The organism is Duganella dendranthematis (genome assembly GCF_012849375.1).
In the GTDB taxonomy this organism is placed as follows: domain Bacteria; phylum Pseudomonadota; class Gammaproteobacteria; order Burkholderiales; family Burkholderiaceae_D; genus Rugamonas; species Rugamonas dendranthematis.
In genome coordinates, this window is sequence record NZ_CP051684.1 from 3274128 (window position 1) to 3292845 (window position 18718).

An 18718-nucleotide genomic window follows, 5' to 3' on the forward strand; every position below is an offset into this window, starting at 1 on the left:
CCATCTTATGCCTCATGTAATGCGTTGTGTCTGTGCTTTGCTGTTGCTGGCGCTGTTGACGGTAGCCCGCGCGGCCCCGCTCATGCTGCGTTTCGAGCATCTGGGGGTGGAGCAGGGGCTGACGCAGGAGTCGGTCACCAGCATGGTGCAAGACCGCCAGGGCTATATGTGGCTAGGCACCCAGGCCGGACTAAACCGGTTTGACGGTTACCGCATCACCGCTTTCAAAAACGATCCCACCAATCCCCAGAGTCTGCAGGATAACTACATTCAGGCCTTGTATGAAGACGCCGCCGGCCGCTTATGGATCGGCAGCAGGAGCGGGCTCGACCGCTACGATCCTGCCACGCAGGTGTTTACCCATGTGCTGTCCAAGGCGGCGGTGAGCAATATTGTCAGCGATGGCAAACAGGGCTTATGGCTGGGAACGTTTGAGGGCTTGCAGCACCTCGACATGGCCAGTGGCAAGCTGCAAACGCTGCGCCACGCCGATGGCGATCAGGACAGCATTAACGATGACCGCGTAGCGACGATGGCCAGCGACGGGCATGGCAATTTGTGGCTGGGCACAGCCCGAGGCCTGGAGTTGCTGCCGGCCGGTAGCACGCAGTTTCTTCACTTCGGGACCCAGGAAAACCGGCCGGAAAACAGCTTTATGTCGCTGTCGATCGGGCCGGACGGCGTGTTGTGGGCGGGCACGCTCAAGGGTGTGCAGGCATGGCGTGTGAGCGGCCGGTCGGCCGAACGGCTGGCGGTCGAAATCCCGGCCGAGCTGGCGCAACAGCGCATGACCAAGCTGATGCACGACAGCGACGGCACTTTATGGCTGGGCACGTTTAGCGACGGCCTGCGCCGGCGCGATCCGGCCAGCGGCCATTTCTATCGCTACCCGCGCGACAATCTGAACCGTTACGGCATTAGCGACACCCAGGTCAGCTCGCTGTACCAGGATCGCACCGGCACGCTGTGGGTCGGCAACTGGTACGGCGGCGTCGATCGCGTCGACCTCAACAGCGGCGGTTTCGAGCGCTACACCGAACGGGGCGGCGTATTGCCTGGCATCGGCGGCAACAAGGTGCGCGCCATCGCCGGCGCACCGGATGGCAAGCTGTGGCTGGGGTTGGCGCAGGGGCTGGTCCTGCTGGACCCGGCACGAGGTACGGCCACGCTGACGTCGAATGCCGACCAGCGACCGGGATCGCTCCCGCCGGATGCGTTGGGAGCGCTGGCCACCGACCAGAGCGGCCGTTTGTGGCTGGGTTCGCCGAGCGGCTTGTTCTGGCGCGATGCCGGCGGTAACGATTTCCACGCCTTGCCGCTGAGTGACGATCCGCAGGCGCGGGCGATCCAGCGCATCATGGTGACCAAGGACGGCATGATTTGGGTGGGGTCGCGCTCGGCCTTGTATCGCATCGATCCGCAAACGCTGGCGGTGCAGACGTATCTGTCCGACACGGATGACGCCGAAAAATTGTCCGGCCGCGTGTATGCGCTGCTGGAAGACCCGCAGGGCAATCTGTGGGTTGGCACCGAGAACGGCCTGGACCGTCTGGACCGCAGCAGCGGCAAGTTCGAGCGCTATCGCCACCATGCGACCAAGTCCGACAGCCTGAGTCACAACCGCGTCTACTATCTGTATCAGGACCCGCAGCAGCGGATGTGGATCGGCACCGCTGCCGGTCTGAACATGGCGCAGATGGGCGCCAATGGCAAACTCAGCTTCCGGGTCTATCCACCGGCCAATGGCCGCTCCTACGATCCGATCGGTGCGATCTTGCCGGACCATCAAGGCCGCTTGTGGATCAGCACGACGGCGGGGATCTCGCAGTTCAATCCGGAGACCGGCCTGTTCAGGAATTACGTGGCGCGCGATGGCTTGATCGACGGCTCGTATTTCGTCGGTTCAGGCTACCGCGCGCCGGATGGCACACTGTACTTCGGTGGACTGGAGGGCGTGACGGCGTTCCAGCCGGCGCAGATTCATGACAATCCCGAACCGCCGCAGGTGGCCATCACCGACTTTTCCATCTTCAATCAATCGATCCTCAGCACGCCGCTGCCGGCCGCCGCCGTGGGGCGCGGGCCGCTCGGCAGCCTGAAGGCGCTGTCGCTGTCGTACCGCGATGCGGTGTTCTCGTTCGAGTTTGCCGGCATGCACTATGCGGACCCGCAGCGCAACCGCTACGCCTACCAGCTGGAGGGCTTCGATCCCGGCTGGGTGACGGCCGACGCCGGCAAGCGCTTCGCCACCTATACCAATCTCGATCCCGGCCAATATGTGTTCCGCGTCAAGGCCGCCAACAAGGATGGCGTGTGGAGCGCTGCGCCGGCATCGGTGACGGTGACGATCGCGCCGCCGGTGTGGAAGACCTGGTGGTTCCGCATCCTGGCCGTGTGCCTGGTGCTGGGGAGCGCTTACCTGTTGTTCCGCATCCGCATCCGCCTGCTGGTGCGGCAGAAGCAGGAGCTGGCGCAGGAGGTCGACAGCCGCACGCACGAGCTGGTCCGGCAGAAGGAGTCGATCGAGCGCGAGAAGGAAAACGTCGAGCTGGCGCACCGCAATATTTCGCTGCTGTCGGACATCGGCCGCCGCATTACCGCCAACCTCGACAGCGAGGCCATCATGTCGCTGCTGTACCAGCAGGTGCATGCGCTGATGGACGCCAGCGTGTTCGGCATCGGCATTTACCGGCCGCAGCAGGAGGTGATCGAGTATCCGTTCGCGATGGAGCGCGGCAAGCGCTACACGCCGTACACCCGCAGCATGCGCGAGCCGAACCAGCTGGCGGTCTGGTGCATCCAGCATAATCAGGAAGTCTTCATCAACGATCTGGAGCAGGAGTACGGCCGCTATATCGGCAGCCTGGACCTGGTGTCCGGCGCCGAAGACATGGGCACGCTGGAAGACGGCACCTTGCCGACCGAGCCGCGCTCGCTGATCTATGTGCCGATCTCGGTCGGCGGCCAGGTGCGCGGCGTGATCACCGTGCACAGTTATCGCACCCATGCGTACCAGCGCATCGACCTCGACATGCTGACCACGCTGGCCTCCTACGTGGCGGTGGCGTTTGCGAATGCCGATTCCTACCGCCAGCTGCGCGACGCCCAGCAGCAACTGGTCGAGCGCGAGAAGCTGGCGGCGCTGGGTTCGCTGGTGGCGGGCGTCGCGCACGAGCTCAATACGCCGATCGGCAACAGCCTGGTGATCGCCAGCACGCTGGAAGACAAGACCAGCGAGATGGAGCTGCTCAACAACGGCAATACGCTGCGCCGCTCCGACCTGCGCAGTTTCCTTGACGCCTCGCGCGAGGCGTCGACGCTGCTGATGCGCAGCCTGCGCAGTGCGGCCGAGCTGGTCAACAGTTTCAAGCAGGTGGCGGTGGACCAGGCCAGCGCCAAGCGGCGCCTGTTCAATCTGCATCAGGCCAGCAATGAGATCGTCATGACGATGAAGAACCAGGTGCGCAAGGCGGGGCACCAGATTACGGTAGAGATGCCGGAAGATATCGTGCTGGACAGCTTCCCCGGTCCGTACGGCCAGGTGGTCATCAATCTGATCAATAACGCGCTGCTGCATGCGTTTGAGGACCGCGAGGGGGGCGTCATGCGCATGTGGGCGGTGCAACTGGGCGCCGACCGGGTGCGCATCGTGTTCGAGGATGACGGCAGAGGGATTTCGACGGAGCATCAGGCGCGCATCTTCGATCCGTTCTTTACCACCAAGCTGGGGCAGGGCGGAAACGGACTGGGCCTGAGCATCACCTACAACATCGTGACGTCGCTACTGGATGGTTCGATACGGGTGGACAGTGCGGTGGGCGTCGGGACGCGCTTCACGATGGATTTACCGTTGAAGGCGTCCCTGGCGGGGGATTAAATGCCCCAGATGATGTGCTCGTTTTCCGCCTTGGCGGTACGCAGCATTTCCAGCAGCGGGTAAGCGCGGGCGGAGAAACCGACCCGTTGCGATGCCGCATGTTCCTTGGTTTCGCCTTCTTCCTGTTCGTGGGCGTGGGCGTCGTGCTCGACGTCGTTTTCCGGGTGCAGCCGGGTTTCGGCCACTTCATGTTCCAGTACCGACAGCGCCTGCGCGGCTTCGGCTGCGGTGATCACGCCACGGGTAGGATTCTTATGCAACAGGTCCAGGATGCGCTGTGCGTGTTCCTGGTACATCAATACTTCCGGGCTGGATTTTGATTTGAATGCAATTAACATAGCGGCACTTTCCTGGTTCGGCAACGGCACGTCCGTTAGCTAAGACTTTAATACATAACTGAAACTTTACAACACTTTGCGACCCCTGTTTAGGCGCTACCGCACCCCGATTAAGGATTCCCTAAGCGAATACTTCGGTTTTCAGAGGAATTTAAGGGAAGTGAAGAATGTTTCAGCCTGCTCGGCCTCGATTTTTTGCGGTGCGCCAATGATGACGATTTGGTAAACCCGGCGGTCTTTGGCGATGAAACGGCCGATCAGGCGCATGGTCTTGCCGCTGGCATCCACTTCCACCGCGCCGTTGGCGAGCGGCTTGCTGCTGGTGATGATACCGCCGATGTTGTTGACCATGGCGCTCTGCATCGCCGCCAGAGCGGTCGGCGCCTGGGCGGCGTCGGCCAGTTGCGAGCTGCCGACGGCGAACACCACGCCGTCGATGTTGGCGGCGGTCATGGTCATGCTGACCGGCAACTGGTCGAGGTGGATGGGGCGGGTCTGCGTCGCCGGCTTGCCGGGGAACAGCACGCTGTACGGCGCGTCGGCGCTGCGGTAGTCGCGCCAGTCGTACTTCGGACTGCATGCCGACAAGGTGACGGCCGTCAGCAGCGCCAGTAACAGTGTCGGCATGCGCGTCCTCATCGCTTGGACTTCTTCTTCTCGTCAGCGGCCTTCCAGGCGTCGATCCATGGCTGCTGGCGCAGCACGCGCGACATCGGGTCGATGGTTACCATGGCGTGCGGCGGCACGGTGACCACGCAGACGCCATCGCTCATCGGCAGCTTTTCGATGCGCTGGTTGACGCGCACTTCGATCGGCATCGGGAAGGCGCCGCCATCTTTCAGCTTCCAGCGCAGCGTCAGCTTGTCGCCGCTGCGTTCCTCCACCAGTTCCGGCAGCGCGGCGTGGTAGAGGTAGGCGTCGAAGAACCAGTTCAGGTCGCGGCCGCTGGCTTCGTTGCTGAACTGGACGAATTCCTTGGTGCTGCTCCAGCGTGGCTGGAAGTTGCCCGGCGTTGGCGTGGCGGTGCCGTACACCATGCGGCGGGTGGCGGTGAAGAAGGCATCGTCGCCGATCAGGTTGCGCAGCGTGTGCAGAATCAGCGCGCCCTTGGTGTAGATGTCGTTGCCGGGGCCGCCGCGCGCCTCTTCGTAGATGTCCTCGATGCGCTGGGTCTTGCCGCTGACCACCGGCGCCTTGTTCGACAGCGACTTACGGAAGTTGAACAGCTCGGCCTGGAAGTCGCGTTCACCGCGTAGCGATTCCAGATACAGCGGCTGCATGTAGGAACCGAAGCCTTCATGCAGCCACATATCGTCCCAGTCGGCATTGGTCATCTGGTTGCCGAACCATTCGTGCGACAGCTCGTGGTGCAGCAGCCAGTCGTAGCCGTAGGCGGACTTGGCGTAGCCGTTGCCGTAGGCGTTGATGGTCTGGTGCTCCATGCCCAGGTGCGGGGTTTCGACCACGCCCATTTTCTCGTCGCCGAACGGGTACGGACCGACGCGGTATTCAAAGAAATCCAGCATCGGCGTGAACTCGGCGAACAGGCCTTTGGCGTCCTCATCGTGGCCCTTCAGGTACCACATGCGCAGCGGAATGGTGTTGCCGAAGCGGCTGGCGTAGTCGCCGGACAGCATCTCGTACGGGCCGATGTTGAGGGCGACGCCGTAGGTGCTGGGGTTCTTGGCGCGCCAGTTGTAGGTGCGCCAGCCGTCTTTCTCTTCCATGCCGGTGGCCACGCCGTTACCGGCCACCACCAGCGGCGACGGCACGGTGATGTGCAGATCGATCAGCTGCGGCTTGCCCATCGGGTGGTCGATGCAGGGCCAGAACATATCGCAGCCTTCGCCTTCGACGGTGGTGGCGATCCACGGCTGGCCGTCCTTGGTCTGGCTCCAGGTGAAGGCGCCGTCCCACGGCGCGTGTTTCGCGACGTGCGGCACACCGTGGTACTGGATGCGCACGGTGGTGCGGGCGCCGGCTTGCAGCGGTGTCGGCAGCGTCAGGTACAGGCGGCCGTCGGGATTGCTGATGGCGGCGGGCGCCAGCGTGACGCCGTCGACGCTGGCGCTGTCGATTGGCAGGTTGCGGTCGAGTTCGACGGCGATGCGGGTCAGCGGTTCTTTCAGCAGGAAGATCAGGGCGGCGTCGCCGCGAATGCTCTTGGTGGCCGGATCGACGCGCAGCGCCAGATCGACTTTTTCAAACGTCACCGCCAGCTGTTCGGGCGCGCGCGGGCTGCCGGAGTTGGACGTGAAATCGGTGGGCGGCACTTGGGTCGTGGCACAGCCGGCCAGCACGGCGCTGGCGGCGAGATACAGAGGCAAACGGGTCATCGTGGTCCTGGAGTGAGTGAGCTGCGAGCAAATATAGCAGCAAGCTGGCAAGACTTGGTATGTAGATACAGTGCCCGAGCCACTTTTTATATTGGCGTTAGCCGCTTGGCGTGCATAGATCGTAGCTGATCAATGTGATTACTCTGCGTTCTTGCTCGAATACTTCCAATACCTGGTTAGTCAGATCGGTTCGCTGCGCTTTGCTCCCAGGAGCCCTCGATCTCTCGAGCACGTTGCCTCAAAACCGGCGTCAATTGCCATGCCCACCAGGCTTGGGGACAGACACTCGTCGAGGAACAGGCGCCACTCATTTTCTGATAGATGAACCTGAGTGATGCTGGTTACTTTCCAATCCGGATGTGTCTCGGACATGCGTCGGGCTCTTTCTTGCGTCGGATGCGTTTGCGTATAGATTTGAGCTGACTCGACTAAATCTTCCGTCAGCAAGGCATACGATTCGTTGAGCTCCGCCAAGGGCAAGCCGTCCGCAAGCGAACCGACGACCGTCTCAGCGAGCCGGGAGATGTGTCATTCGGATCCTTGGCGGATCAATGGTTCAGAGACCACGTGGTTTGCTACTGCGCTATGGATGACAGGTTCGCTGAGTCCTGCGATGTAGGCCGCTTCTGCGCTGCTAAGGAAAGTCGTGGACGGCATGATGCTTCTCCTTTGAGGCTAGTCTTTGAGCAGGGCGCGTCGATATTGGATCGCTTCGCTCATATGTGGTTCCTCGATGCGGTCGCTTTTTGCCAGGTCGGCGATGGTGCGTGCTACGCGCAGGATGCGGTGGTAGGCCCGGCCCGACCAATGGAAGGATTCCATGCTTTGCTTGAGCTTGGATTTGCTGAGGCGGTCGAGTTTGCAGTAGTGGTCGATCTCGCGCGGCGTCAGGTATTGGTTGCGCTTGCCTTGGCGATTCAGTTGTAGCGTGGTGGCTGCCTGTACTCGCGCGGCAATCGCTGCGGAGGGTTCGCCATCTGCTGCGGCCGCAAGGGTTTCAGGCGAAACCGAGGCGACTTCAATTTGAATGTCGATGCGGTCAAGCAGCGGGCTGGAGATCCGGTTTTGATAGCGCAGGATGATATCCGGTGTGCACCGGCAGGCGACGCTGGCGTGACCGGTGTATCCGCAGGGGCAGGGATTCATCGCCGCAATCAGCTGGAAGTGGGCAGGGAAATCCGCCTGCCGCGCCGCCCGCGAAATCGTGATGCGGCCCGACTCCATTGGCTCACGCAATACGTCCAGGACGTGTCGGTTAAATTCGGGGAGCTCGTCGAGAAACAGCACGCCGCGATGGGCCAGCGAAATCTCGCCCGGACGCGGCACGCTGCCTCCGCCCACTAATGCCGGACCGGAAGAAGTGTGATGCGGCGCGCGAAAGGGCCGGTGCTTCCATTGCTCGATGCGGAAGCCGCCCGTCAGCGACTGCACGGCGGCGGACTCCAGCGCTTCCTCGTCGCTCATTTCCGGCAGCAGGCCGGCGAAGCGCGAGGCCAGCATGGTCTTGCCCGCGCCCGGCGGCCCCACCATCAGGACATTGTGTCCAATTGAGCCTTTGTCTGCTCATGACGTGACACCAGCGGTATGTCTCAACATTGTGAAAAATGAACGGCTGCTTAAAGGAAAGCGTTTCTCTGTGTTAATATAATATTCCATAGTAGGTTATGGGATATTCGGAGATGGGTTTCATCCTATGTGAATGGCTAATCCTATTCACGACCCAAACTCAAAGGTGTTTCGGCAAATGTTGGTCGAAGCGCGTATGTCCAGCGGAATGTTACAGGCTGATCTGGCCGACAAACTCCAAAAGACACAATCTTTTGTTTCGAAGTATGAGCGCGGTGAACGACGCTTGGATTTTCCAGAGTTCGTTGCGATAGCGGATGCTCTTAGCCTCGACTTACTTCAGTTCATCGGAGAGTACAAGGCGCGTATTGCTAAGGATCATCCGATGATTTAGTGCTCACACACTGACAAAACGCGCCGTTAGACCTTCACTGCCGAAGCTAAATTATTGGCACGCTCAGAGAGCGCAGTGGAGGTAGCTACATGAAGAAATACATTGTCACCGGATTTATCGCGTTCGCACTTGCAGGCTGTGGGGGCGGAGGTGGTGGAACACCATTAACATCAACGCCAGTCAATCCGACCGCGCCGACGACACCAGCGCCAACGGTCACATTGGCGATGAGCCAGCCTAAGATCACGTTAGGATCGTCGGCCACACTCACATGGTCATCGACGAACGCAACGTCATGTACAGCATCCGGCGCATGGGCTGGTACGCAGGCTATCTCGGGCACGTCAGCACAGACGCCAACTGCTGCCGGTTCGGGAACGTACACGCTGACCTGCACTGGCGCTGGCGGCACTGCCAACCAATCGGTGTCGTTGATCGTTCCGATTCCAGTTCAGAAATCATCATATTTGAACGCCAAGAATCTTGCTATCACGGCTCAAACTTTGCCCGTAGTCGATCCGACGTTCAACGAAGGCATACAGAGCGGTTATGCGTTTGCTGACTTCTTCCAGGACGGTTCCCTATCGCTGGTTGCGTTCACTGAACACGATCCGCTTGATGGCTCATGGCCCCCGTCGGTCCAAGGTAAAGTGCATTTCTTTAAGAAAGATGCCAGCGGCAATTGGGTTGATAAGACATCGGGTCTGCTGAGTGATACGTCCGGTTGCACCTTGCCCCGAAAATTAGTCATCGTAGATTTCAACAACGATGGCCTACCTGATGTGTTTGCTACATGCTCTGGACTTGATGTGGCTCCATATGCTGGCGAGAACTATCGCCTTCTCCTCAGTCAGGCAGACGGCACATACAAAAATGTCCTGCTGCCCTTCAGCGGATACGCGCATAGCGCATCTGCTGCTGATGTGAACGGTGATGGTAACGTCGATATCGTGGTGGCCGACATGAAGGGCCAGGGTGGAAAGACACCAATCTACTTCCTGATGGGTGATGGCAAGGGGGGCTTCACCGTAGATTACAGCCGCGCGGATCGTCCAGAATTCGAATACAAAACGGCCTTCTGGACTGTTGAACTATTGCAGGATGACGTGACGAAAAAATATACCCTCTTTGCTGGAGGAACTGAATCCTATGTTGACACATCCGGCGCGGCAGCAGGAGGCACCGGTACCGTGTTGATATCTGGTGACAGCACCGGCAACTTTGTCAACGGGAGCAAGATGATCCTTCCAGTAGCGAAGGGATTTGAGACTGTGATGGACGTGGTTGTGCAAAAAAATACCGCCTACATTCTTCGTGTGCTATCTGAGCCATCGTACGGCGGCACTGCGATTCAGAAGGTCGATTTAACGTCAGGCACTGGGTCCCTAATTTACTCGCATACCGGCTGGTATCCCGGAAAGTATTTGAACTTCCCGGCGCCGTGGTTTGCATGGATGGTGCCCGTCAACGGAAATCTGGTCAGTGAGAATGCTTTCTTCAACGTGACCGTACCTCAGTAACTTACTTGCTCGTGCCCGTGTCCGCCCTCTGTGGACATGGGTATTTTTCTGCCGTCGAAAGAAGCGCGGGCAACAGGCCATTGCTATTGACGGTTCTGGATGCACAACGAATAGAACGAGGTTGCAGTGAAACGAATATTTTTTACTACCCTGATCGCATTGATAGGACTCGATGCCAGCGCCGCCAGCTTCGATTGCGCGATGGCTTCAACAGCAATTGAGAAAAGAATCTGCACGGATGCTCAACTTTCTGATCTCGACACTCAGTTGAGCCAGTCCTACAAAAAAACGATCAGTTCCGCCGCCGATGTTGATAGCGTCAAGGCGGTGCAGCGTGCATGGATCACGACAGTACGTAACAAATGCCAGGATGCGACCTGTTTGAAGGATGCGTACTCTGCGCGGATAGCCCAGCTTGACGGAAAATCTGCTCCGCCTACAAACACCATTCCGGCACTGAACGTAGCACCAACTGGTGCTCAAGATCAGCCGGAGGCCACCGATGTAGCAGCCAGTATTCCATTGAAAAGTGACAGCGCGGAACTTCCCAGTAAGCAGCCGGTAACAGTCACACCGCCGCCATCCCCAAAAGCTAAAGTCAGCCCAACGGTCGCAGCGCCACCGATGCCAGCATCTGCCGAAGAACCGGCTCCAACGTCTCCGAAAGATCCCGGCATCGGCCTCACCGATTTATTCCAGGTCTTGTTTTCGATTGGCATGCTTGCATTGATTGTCGGAATGGTTCGCCCATCGTTAGCCGCAAGATGGATAACAACGCCAACGAGAAAACGCATCTTAGGCCTAATGCTGATCTACTTGATTCCAGTAGCATGGTTGTCGAGCTTCACGAGAACTCCAGAGCGTATCGCATACGATACCAGCGTAAAAGAACAAAAGGAGGCCGAACGACAGGCGAAACGCGTCGAACAAGAAAATCGATCTGGTTCGGGTGGCGGCAATAGACGCGGCTCACGTTACGAAAACGAGGTAAATCGTTTCGTCGCAATCGTACACAGGGCAAAAAGTTCAGGTGCCATGTCGCGCAATCCCTCCTGCGAAGCTGCTGTAGAAGATTTCTATAGCCAGTACAGAGGTTCAATGCAGAACGACATAGAGAGCGCAAGAAGAAATGACCCGACATCAAGCATCGGACTACTTCCATCGGCGCTAGATACGGCTGCTTCTCAGCTTTCGATATCAACCTCGAATATCACCAGCCTGTGCTTCAATGGTCAATAATTTACTTTTGATCAGGCCCAGCAAGGGCATAATTCGGACGTGCGCAGCCACATGCTATTTGCTCATGCACTTCTACGCAATGGCCGCGCATGCCGCCGAGTTCGCAGAACGTATAAAGGTCGGTCAGGTTCTACAGCCTACAGACCGATCATGTCAGAGCTACTATTCGCTTTATCCAGCAGGCATCGCCTGCTTGAAGGATGTGGAGTATAGAAGGCTCTTTCGCGTAACGTACAGGTTCGCTGGCGAAGTTAAAACGGCTGATTTAGATTGGTATCCCGAGAAAAAATTTGCAGTTACAGAATACGGAGTTCCAATCGATCCTGATACATCTAATCAGTTCAAGACTGAGCATGATCGAAACTAATTGCTTAGACTGTGATGGCAAGCGTATCGTTGTTTGATGGCGATGGCCGCCGGGTTGGTTTCACCGAAACTCGGTCCAACGGCAACATCGTCGCGTACTCCTCAGAAGGAAGGCCACTAGGCTACTACTGTGCGACTTCGAAATATACCTTCGAGTGGCATGGCCGTCGCGTCGGCAGTGGCAACCAGATTGGCCTGCTGTTTCGATGAACGCGAAGCTGGACAAGCTTGTTGATCGTGGTGACCGCATGTTGGTCGAGCTGGCGAAGGCAGTATTCATCACCCAGCGTGAGGTATCGGTATCGTTGATGCAGCGCCACTTGAGAATCGGCTATCGTCATGCACTGAACATCATGGCGCAGTTAGAGCAAGCCGGCATCGTCACTGAGCTTAACGCCGACAATGTCCGAACCCTCACGGCAGAATACGTGCGTGTGGACAATGTGACGCGAGGGCCGCCATGAAAATCACCGTCATGGATCGAGTACTTTTTGCCAGCCGTCGTTTTTACAATCGCACGGTCGGTGCGCACATCATCAGTTGGAGCAATGATCGGCTTACGATCTTCGGCATCAGCATCATGTCGAAGAGCGCCCTCGATATGTTGAACTCGAAGCAGGCCAGCGAAAATCTCAAGGCCGGAGTGTCAGCTGAGGAGCATCTGGAAGTTCGTCAGGCGCTGGCGATGATCAGCGTCCCGCCGAAGCCCGAGCTGCCGGACGGTACGTTCTCCGACAGGCAGAAAGCCGAGGACGGTATCTGTCTTGTCTGGAGTCGCTTCTATGTCTTTTTCGCTACATGACCTTGGCTAATGCCAGTCTAGACAAGTAGCCTGCCCACAGGCCTTATCCATCAGGCCGATGCCGCGTCTACGCCAACATCGAAGGCTAATCAGAAGCCTTCCTGGGATCGCAGGCGCTTAGGTTGATAGATCAAGGTCTGGTTCAGCTACTGATGTCCCTGAAATGGTCAGGTAGACGGTCGGATACGACTTCGCTAGCAATGGCAACTGCTCAGTACTTCCGTCTACGCTCGCTATCAGCAAGTGCCAAAGCACGCTACCCATCGGATTGGTGTCGCGCAGTTCCTCGACCATGCGCAAAGCATGAGTTTGGCGAACTAGAGCTTCAAATGGGGTGAGCGCCGCATCATCGAAGATCGACTCATCGACGACGATTAGCGTTGGCTTGAAGGACGATACCGACGCCAGAAATTCCTGTTCCACTTCTTCATCGCCGCAGTCATCGAGGTTGCAGAAGTCAATCCACAGTTTGCCGATCTGCTCATGTGCATACATCAGCTTGCATTGTGCGATGGCGTCGAGTTGAACACTGGTGCCTGCCACAGCTAGTTCGAGGCCAGCGATCTTGAACATGAGCTGTTCGGATATGCGACACAAGTCATCAGTGACACCGACCCAAATGACGTGTCCGCCGCTACTGGCGAACTGCTGCGCCAAGGTAAGGATTATTGCGTCGGTGTCGGTGGTGTAAGTGCTTCGGATCACGTAGTTGGTTTGAGGTTCCCAATGCTGTAACTGCGACTTGATTGCCAAGCCCAAGGGGATTTTCGGTGGTAGGTACTTCGCCAGCCACTGCTGGGCAAGAAGGCCGATTGGTGTTCTTGTCGCGCTTGTGGATTCGTTGATTTCGTCTCTTGCCGTGTTCGTGGGCATATTGCTGTTGATGTTCATGTAGTGCTCCGCTTCGCCTCCAGTGGCGGTGATGATTCTGGATGCAGATATTTATCAGCCGCGCATCAAAGCGACGTGGAGGCAAACGTGAAATTTTCGGGTGACATGTGTTTTATCCTTGACGCGGATTGTTGCTTTCCGCTATTGTGTAGTCAGCGTTAAGTACTTCAACCCAACTACGCTGCCAGATTTTGCGGACACTCTCCGCGCCTCGTGGGTAACACGGCCGACACAGAGCGGCACCATCACTCAGTTTGATGGAAGGGGCAGGCTGAAATTCTTTCATTCGGTATTTTGGATGTGGGAGTTCGCCTGCGAATCTGACAGAGTCTCTTAGACGGCTTACCTCCGTCTCGCGTCTCTGCAAATTCACAGGCTGCTACCCAACCGATCATCCGATTAATATCGTATGACTCGTGTTTGCGCGTCTTCGCGCTGCTCGCTGTCTGTCGAAGGAATTTCATTTTTAACCTAACCATTAAATCTGAAAAGGCAGTTACCTCATGTTCGCACTCAATATCCCTACGTCCTCCAATGTTGCTGATCTGCTCGCCAAAAAAGCGGAGCTTGAAGCATTGGCGAAAAAGAACCAAGAAGATCTGTATGTTGATCGTCCCTTATTCATCGCCCAAGTGCGCGAGTTGATCAAAACGTTTGGTATCACAAAGGTAGAAGCTTTTCCGCCATCAAAAGACAAACAGGCTATTGTCGATAAAGACTACAGCCTCGACTATTTCTTCCGCGATCCCACGACTGGAGAAGAGTGGGACGGCAAAGGGAAACGCCCCAGCTTCTTAAGCAAGAAAAAGAAGACGGATGATTTCCGCATCTACCATGCGACCAACACCAAGTTCCCGCCGGTCGCCAAATCCGTGCCGTCCCCGGTTGAATCTGCAACTTCAGCCGTCGAGCCATCCGTTATTGCCGCTCCTGATGTCGCCGACACCGCAGACTTCGCAGAAGACGTCGCCTCACCGGCGGTGGTTGACGAGTTGGTCGTGAATGCTGCGCAGCAGATTACTGCAGCTGCGATGCCGTCAGCAATGGCTAGCTAACTCCCCTGCAATTGGTTACCCAATGAGTGCTTGGTTTCCATAGCTCTCTGGCAAACCACGCTCAATCTTCGTCTGAGTTAATCGTGCATGTCATCTTTTTTGATGAGGCACAGTCACGCAAAAAATATTAGGAAAATCATGAATAACGTCACAAAAATCGTCAAGAAAATCACTTTGTCTGATCAAGACATCGAGGTTGCTAAGGACACTTTACGCGAAAGCAAAATGGGTACTGATCGCAAGACATTGCGTCGGGTTCTCGGAGACTTAGCTGTGGTGAAGATGTTAGAGAAGAACGGCGATCAACTCCATGTTAGTAGGCCAATAGAGCATTTCGTATACATCCCGACCAAAGGAAATATCGCTCAATTTCATAAGTGGGTGCTGGCCCAAGGCTATACCGTCATTGGCCTCAACCGGGCGAAAGACTCTAAGGTTTGCATCAGCTTCGAGCACATCGGCTGCGCAAATTTGAGCGCAGTTATTTCGCACACCATTCCAATCAATCGCGCTTCGCGAAGGGCTGGCGGCCAATATGACGGATGGGGAACATTCTTGGAATTTGAAACGGAAGATGGCTTTGATAATTGCCCATTGGTCACAGAGCAGCAAGGCGCTAAACAATCGTAGTTGACCGTTCGGCGTATATAAATAGACTGAGCGCATAAGACAACTCTCCAGGTATCGCCGCTTCGCGTAGTTACCTCCATCGAAATGATATCTGGATAGTTGTTGCGTGCCTCAGTCGAATTGGTAACTCGACTTTAATAGCGAAGCGGAATCAACGCTAGACGATTCCGCACAACATCTGCAACGGAGTTTTCATGCACAGCACTCAGCCTATGGGCTTCACCTTATTTCACGCGATGGCCGACATTCAGGCCAAAACCACATATAGGTCGTGGCCCGAAATCGAGGCCATGTTGACTGCGCCGCACGCGAGCGCACTCAGCCATAAATCTAACCTGCCGCTCTTTTCTCCTTGGGCCTACAAAGACGTGGCCGACCCAACTGTAGTTAAAGGCAACGACGCCGACGGCAAGCCGCTGAAATTTTTTAGCCGCACGCATGTACGCCGCATAAAAGAAAATTTGGTCGAAATGACCATGCTCGTCCTCGATTACGACGGCGGCAGTCCGCTGGATCAACTCATCAAAATCTTCAGCAAGTGGGAACATGTAGGCTATACGACGCTCAATCATCGCGAAGAAGGCAAAGACAAAGCACGTATCGTGTTGCCGCTCGCTACATCAATGTCGGTTGCCGATTTCGAGCAATTGGCGGAAGTCATCAAGGCATGGGCAACTGACTTGGGTGCTGATCCCTCGACTGCGGATATTGGTCGCATGTTCATCTTGCCTGCGGTGCGTGAAGAACATCGTCACCTTGCGCAAAGCTGGCACCATAAAGGACCGTTTCTGGACTGGCGCATGTTTCGCGACATGCCAACGCCTGTTGTAGTGCCGAAGATCGCAGCAGTGAATCCGTTCAATAGGCAGGGCCGGTTGCGCAAGCTCCTGCCGGGCGGTGTGATCGAAACGGCTAATGGCCATATCGCCGTGCGGGATATCACTCGCAAAATTTCTAACGTGCGCTGTCCATTTCATACCGATCCAGAGCCGAGCGAGTTCGTCAACATCACCGCACGCGGTACGCCATTCTTGGTTTGCAAGAGGTGCGGCACGGTTTACATGGAGCGTGCGAAGAGTGATGGCATCGTTGATGGTATTGCCCAAATCCTCGCGAAGAAAAAACAGCGTGAAGGAGGTGTGTAATGGTGATCGCTCCGTCCGGTAACGGTGCCGAACCACTCGGCACTGGCAAACTGCTTGCGCTCGTGCAGAATTTGAAGAAGGCGCACGAGCCGCCTCCTGAGCTGAAGGAAGAGAAGTACGCGGGCGCTATCTATTTAAACGACCGCTATCTCGGTGTTCCCATCGCTCACATGAGTAATGAACTTAGTCAGGCAAAAGTGCTCTTCGTAAAATCTCCGAAGGGAACTGGCAAGACACAGTGGCTTGTGCAGTACCTTAACTCGCTGCCGGCGGCCTGGCGTATTTTGCAGCTCGGCCATCGTCGCTCGTTGGAGCGCATGCTTGCGCGTGCTCTCGGACTTCAGTGTTATCTGGACGAGCGTTCACCGACAGATCGTTACGCAGTCAGCATGGACAGCTCGGATTTTATCCAGTCCCACCACAGCTACGATGTACTGGTGCTCGATGAAGTGGAACAGGTGTTACGTCACTTCTTAGCCGAGACGACGGAGCTGAAGCGGAACCTCATTTTTAAAATTTTGGTTCGCTTGCTCCGCGAAGCTAAACAAGTGATCTGCCTTGATGCCGACATGACCGGCGAGCTTACTGTTGATCTTATCGCGAAGCTGATGGGCCAGTTCGACACGAGCGCAACACGAACTATCATTAACGAGTGGAAGACTGATCGTACCATCGAATTGTATGAGGACCGTGATCACCTGATTGCTGAAATGATCGCAGCTATCGAGGCTGGTGAGCGCGTGTACGTGCCGGTCGGGAAGCTGGGTCTGGCTACGAAATTGAAGTCCTTGTTGCAGTTCGTTCTCGACAAAGATGGTAACCCGGTGAAGGTTCTGTCGTTGAACGGCGATACCAATGACGAGCGTAATCACAAGGCCTTCTTCGATGACCCCAATAACGAATCGAAGAAATATCAGGTACTGATTGCTACCTCCACCTTGAGCACTGGCGTAAGCATTGACGTTAAATGGTTCGACGCCGTTTATGGGCTGTTCGACGCCAAGGTTTACACGTTTCAGGACTGCGACCAAGCTATCAGCCGCGTTCGCTCACCCAAGTACGTGAAGGTCTGGATTCACGACGACAAGCGTGATGGCTTGCCGTCTGAAGATGCAATCCGCAAGGGGCCAGCAGCCCGTGAACTTGAAACACGTAACCTCAGCTTGAACATGACCGATGCGGAGCTGAATGAAGGAGAGTTGCTCTACCTGGACTTCGTGACGAGACTGACTTGGTGCGAACAGCAATGGCGTCACAACCGTCAGAAACAGTTCATCGGTTTGAAGCAGGGAGAAGGGTGGACTGTGGAGTTGGTCCCAGTGGATGAAGGCGTCAAGCAGGCCGGTGCTGAAATGTTGAAGATCGCTGCGAACCCTGACGGCAAGAAGAAATACCGGGTGATTCTCGAAGCGCCAACGCTGTCGGTTGAGCAGGTGAATGAGCTTCGTGAGGTTCCGCAAACAAAGCTGACCCGCACCGAAAAGCATTCATTGAAGAAGGCATTGATCGCTGATTTCCTCGGGTTGAAGAGTGCCAGCGACCTCACATTGCAACAGGTTATCGACTACGATTCGAAGAAGCTTCGTAACGTCCTTCGCGACGTGAAACTACTCGAACAGTCGCGTAGCGATGCACTGCAATATGACCGCATCGAGCGCGAGAGCAAGTGGACGAACCGGGCCTTTCCAGATTATCGCCATAACACGCGACGGCGGGACTTGCTGTTGGGTGCAATGCATGCTGTGGCGGTAGATCCAGTGAAGGTGTTGAGGAAGGCCGCGCAATACAAACGTGTGGAGGACGAGTACACCGCAGCGATGGTCGGAATCTCTGGCAAGTCACGGCAGGGGCGTGCAGTATCGAAGCAGCGGAATGAACAGCTTGATGAACTTCAATGGCAAATTACTGAAGCGCAAATTGATCGTGGCGCTTTATACGCCACGAACAATCTGCAAGCGTTGAACAGCTTTCTCGGTACTCGCTTCAAGAGCCCAGATGCTCCAGAGGCTAAGGTGAAGGTCTTCAACGTGATGATGAAGCACTTGGGCGTCGCGATCAAGCAAAAACGGGTAATGGAAAATGGAGTGACTTCCAGCATCTACTGTATTGACTATGAACAGGTGGCTGAGCTGGCAGGGGCGGTGGACTTCAGTTTATATCCAGACCTACTCGAAGGTTAAGGAGGTGTACATTTTTGCATATGTTTTCAGTGAATAGAGTAGTGTGCTTGTGGACTCAACCTTACTGGCGATGGTGCAAAAATGTACCGGGTCAGAGGCTGGCTTCGGCGAGAGGGCTGTACAATTTTGCATATGTTTTCGATGGATAGAGTAGTGTGTTGTGTACTTCATCATATCGGCGGCGGCTGCAAATTTGTACACCTCGAATTCTGGCTGGGCGATGGCCTATTTTGTATAGGTTTTTCCGAAGGCGCGGCTCGCAACTGAGGCCGGGCCTGTGCAAATATGTACCGCTTGTTTATAGCCTCTCAGTGGCGTCAGGGCCGGGCGATGAAGAAATATATCAGTCGAGTGGCGGTTGATGCGCCACGGTCGTTTT

Annotated in this window: 14 protein-coding genes and 1 pseudogene; 10 read left to right on the forward strand and 5 right to left on the reverse strand. The window is 56.4% G+C overall.

Features of this window, described 5'->3' with window-relative positions; all coding sequences use genetic code 11:
* The first annotated feature begins 82 nt into the window (after positions 1–82).
* Positions 83–3877: a two-component regulator propeller domain-containing protein gene (locus tag HH213_RS14865; RefSeq protein WP_229263013.1), complete on the forward strand. Its 3795-nt coding sequence runs from the start codon at positions 83–85 to the stop codon at positions 3875–3877.
* Here HH213_RS14865 and HH213_RS14870 read toward each other — a convergent pair.
* From HH213_RS14870 to HH213_RS14885, 4 genes and pseudogenes are all read right to left on the reverse strand, one after another.
* A complete protein-coding gene (locus HH213_RS14870; protein ID WP_110847511.1) occupies positions 3874–4215 on the reverse strand; it encodes a DUF1840 domain-containing protein in 342 nt (113 codons plus the stop codon). The two genes, HH213_RS14865 and HH213_RS14870, sit on opposite strands and share 4 nt — an antisense overlap.
* 141 nt (positions 4216–4356) lie before the next feature.
* The gene (locus HH213_RS14875) at positions 4357–4842 is read right to left on the reverse strand and encodes a hypothetical protein (RefSeq protein ID WP_169112727.1); all 486 of its coding nucleotides are present in this window, start codon (positions 4840–4842) and stop codon (positions 4357–4359) included.
* 8 nt (positions 4843–4850) lie between these two features.
* Complete coding sequence (locus tag HH213_RS14880; RefSeq protein ID WP_169112728.1) at positions 4851–6551, reverse strand: M1 family metallopeptidase; 1701 nt, start codon at positions 6549–6551, stop codon at positions 4851–4853.
* Between the two features lie 675 nt (positions 6552–7226).
* Positions 7227–8093 (reverse strand): annotated as a pseudogene (locus HH213_RS14885) (YifB family Mg chelatase-like AAA ATPase); the annotation flags it as partial.
* A gap of 202 nt (positions 8094–8295) precedes the next feature.
* Here HH213_RS14885 and HH213_RS14890 point away from each other — a divergent pair.
* The 5 genes from HH213_RS14890 (at position 8296) to HH213_RS14910 (ending at position 12438) form a co-directional block, all read left to right on the forward strand.
* Positions 8296–8511 carry a helix-turn-helix domain-containing protein gene (locus HH213_RS14890; RefSeq protein ID WP_169112730.1) on the forward strand — a complete coding sequence of 72 codons (216 nt, stop codon included), beginning with the start codon at positions 8296–8298 and terminating at the stop codon, positions 8509–8511.
* Positions 8512–8600: 89 nt separating this feature from the next.
* Positions 8601–10031, forward strand: coding sequence for an FG-GAP repeat domain-containing protein (locus HH213_RS14895; RefSeq protein ID WP_169112731.1), 1431 nt, complete (start codon positions 8601–8603; stop codon positions 10029–10031).
* Positions 10032–10157: 126 nt separating this feature from the next.
* A complete protein-coding gene (locus HH213_RS14900; protein ID WP_169112732.1) occupies positions 10158–11270 on the forward strand; it encodes a lysozyme inhibitor LprI family protein in 1113 nt (370 codons plus the stop codon).
* Between the two features lie 572 nt (positions 11271–11842).
* Positions 11843–12100, forward strand: coding sequence for a DNA translocase FtsK (locus HH213_RS14905; protein ID WP_169112733.1), 258 nt, complete (start codon positions 11843–11845; stop codon positions 12098–12100).
* The gene (locus tag HH213_RS14910; protein WP_169112734.1) at positions 12097–12438 is read left to right on the forward strand and encodes a hypothetical protein; all 342 of its coding nucleotides are present in this window, start codon (positions 12097–12099) and stop codon (positions 12436–12438) included. The genes HH213_RS14905 and HH213_RS14910 overlap by 4 nt, the downstream gene beginning before the upstream one ends.
* A gap of 117 nt (positions 12439–12555) precedes the next feature.
* On the opposite strand, the gene HH213_RS14915 is transcribed toward HH213_RS14910, so the two are convergent.
* Positions 12556–13329 carry a hypothetical protein gene (locus tag HH213_RS14915; protein ID WP_169112735.1) on the reverse strand — a complete coding sequence of 258 codons (774 nt, stop codon included), beginning with the start codon at positions 13327–13329 and terminating at the stop codon, positions 12556–12558.
* A 503-nt stretch (positions 13330–13832) separates the two neighbouring features.
* On the opposite strand from HH213_RS14915, the gene HH213_RS14920 reads away from it, so the two are divergent.
* From HH213_RS14920 to HH213_RS14935, 4 genes are all read left to right on the forward strand, one after another.
* Positions 13833–14384 (forward strand): H-NS family nucleoid-associated regulatory protein, encoded by a 552-nt coding sequence (locus HH213_RS14920; protein WP_169112736.1) that lies wholly within the window; start codon positions 13833–13835, stop codon positions 14382–14384.
* Between the two features lie 138 nt (positions 14385–14522).
* Entirely contained in the window at positions 14523–15014 is a 492-nt protein-coding gene (locus HH213_RS14925) for a ribonuclease E inhibitor RraB (protein ID WP_169112737.1), read from the forward strand.
* Positions 15015–15208: 194 nt separating this feature from the next.
* Positions 15209–16159 (forward strand): hypothetical protein, encoded by a 951-nt coding sequence (locus HH213_RS14930; RefSeq protein ID WP_169112738.1) that lies wholly within the window; start codon positions 15209–15211, stop codon positions 16157–16159.
* Positions 16159–18339: a plasmid replication protein, CyRepA1 family gene (locus tag HH213_RS14935; RefSeq protein WP_169112739.1), complete on the forward strand. Its 2181-nt coding sequence runs from the start codon at positions 16159–16161 to the stop codon at positions 18337–18339. The genes HH213_RS14930 and HH213_RS14935 overlap by 1 nt, the downstream gene beginning before the upstream one ends.
* Positions 18340–18718 lie beyond the last annotated feature (379 nt).

What these genes read in the sequence shown, in the direction of transcription:
- HH213_RS14925 (WP_169112737.1), top strand. Translation starts at nt 14,523, where the DNA reads ATGAATAACGTCACAAAAATCGTCAAGAAAATCACTTTGTCTGATCAA.
- HH213_RS14890 (WP_169112730.1), top strand. Translation starts at nt 8,296, where the DNA reads ATGTTGGTCGAAGCGCGTATGTCCAGCGGAATGTTACAGGCTGATCTG.
- HH213_RS14905 (WP_169112733.1), top strand. Translation starts at nt 11,843, where the DNA reads ATGAACGCGAAGCTGGACAAGCTTGTTGATCGTGGTGACCGCATGTTG.
- HH213_RS14910 (WP_169112734.1), top strand. Translation starts at nt 12,097, where the DNA reads ATGAAAATCACCGTCATGGATCGAGTACTTTTTGCCAGCCGTCGTTTT.
- HH213_RS14915 (WP_169112735.1), bottom strand. Translation starts at nt 13,329, where the DNA reads ATGAACATCAACAGCAATATGCCCACGAACACGGCAAGAGACGAAATC.
- HH213_RS14920 (WP_169112736.1), top strand. Translation starts at nt 13,833, where the DNA reads ATGTTCGCACTCAATATCCCTACGTCCTCCAATGTTGCTGATCTGCTC.
- HH213_RS14875 (WP_169112727.1), bottom strand. Translation starts at nt 4,842, where the DNA reads ATGCCGACACTGTTACTGGCGCTGCTGACGGCCGTCACCTTGTCGGCA.
- HH213_RS14865 (WP_229263013.1), top strand. Translation starts at nt 83, where the DNA reads ATGCTGCGTTTCGAGCATCTGGGGGTGGAGCAGGGGCTGACGCAGGAG.
- HH213_RS14895 (WP_169112731.1), top strand. Translation starts at nt 8,601, where the DNA reads ATGAAGAAATACATTGTCACCGGATTTATCGCGTTCGCACTTGCAGGC.
- HH213_RS14935 (WP_169112739.1), top strand. Translation starts at nt 16,159, where the DNA reads ATGGTGATCGCTCCGTCCGGTAACGGTGCCGAACCACTCGGCACTGGC.
- HH213_RS14930 (WP_169112738.1), top strand. Translation starts at nt 15,209, where the DNA reads ATGCACAGCACTCAGCCTATGGGCTTCACCTTATTTCACGCGATGGCC.
- HH213_RS14880 (WP_169112728.1), bottom strand. Translation starts at nt 6,551, where the DNA reads ATGACCCGTTTGCCTCTGTATCTCGCCGCCAGCGCCGTGCTGGCCGGC.
- HH213_RS14870 (WP_110847511.1), bottom strand. Translation starts at nt 4,215, where the DNA reads ATGTTAATTGCATTCAAATCAAAATCCAGCCCGGAAGTATTGATGTAC.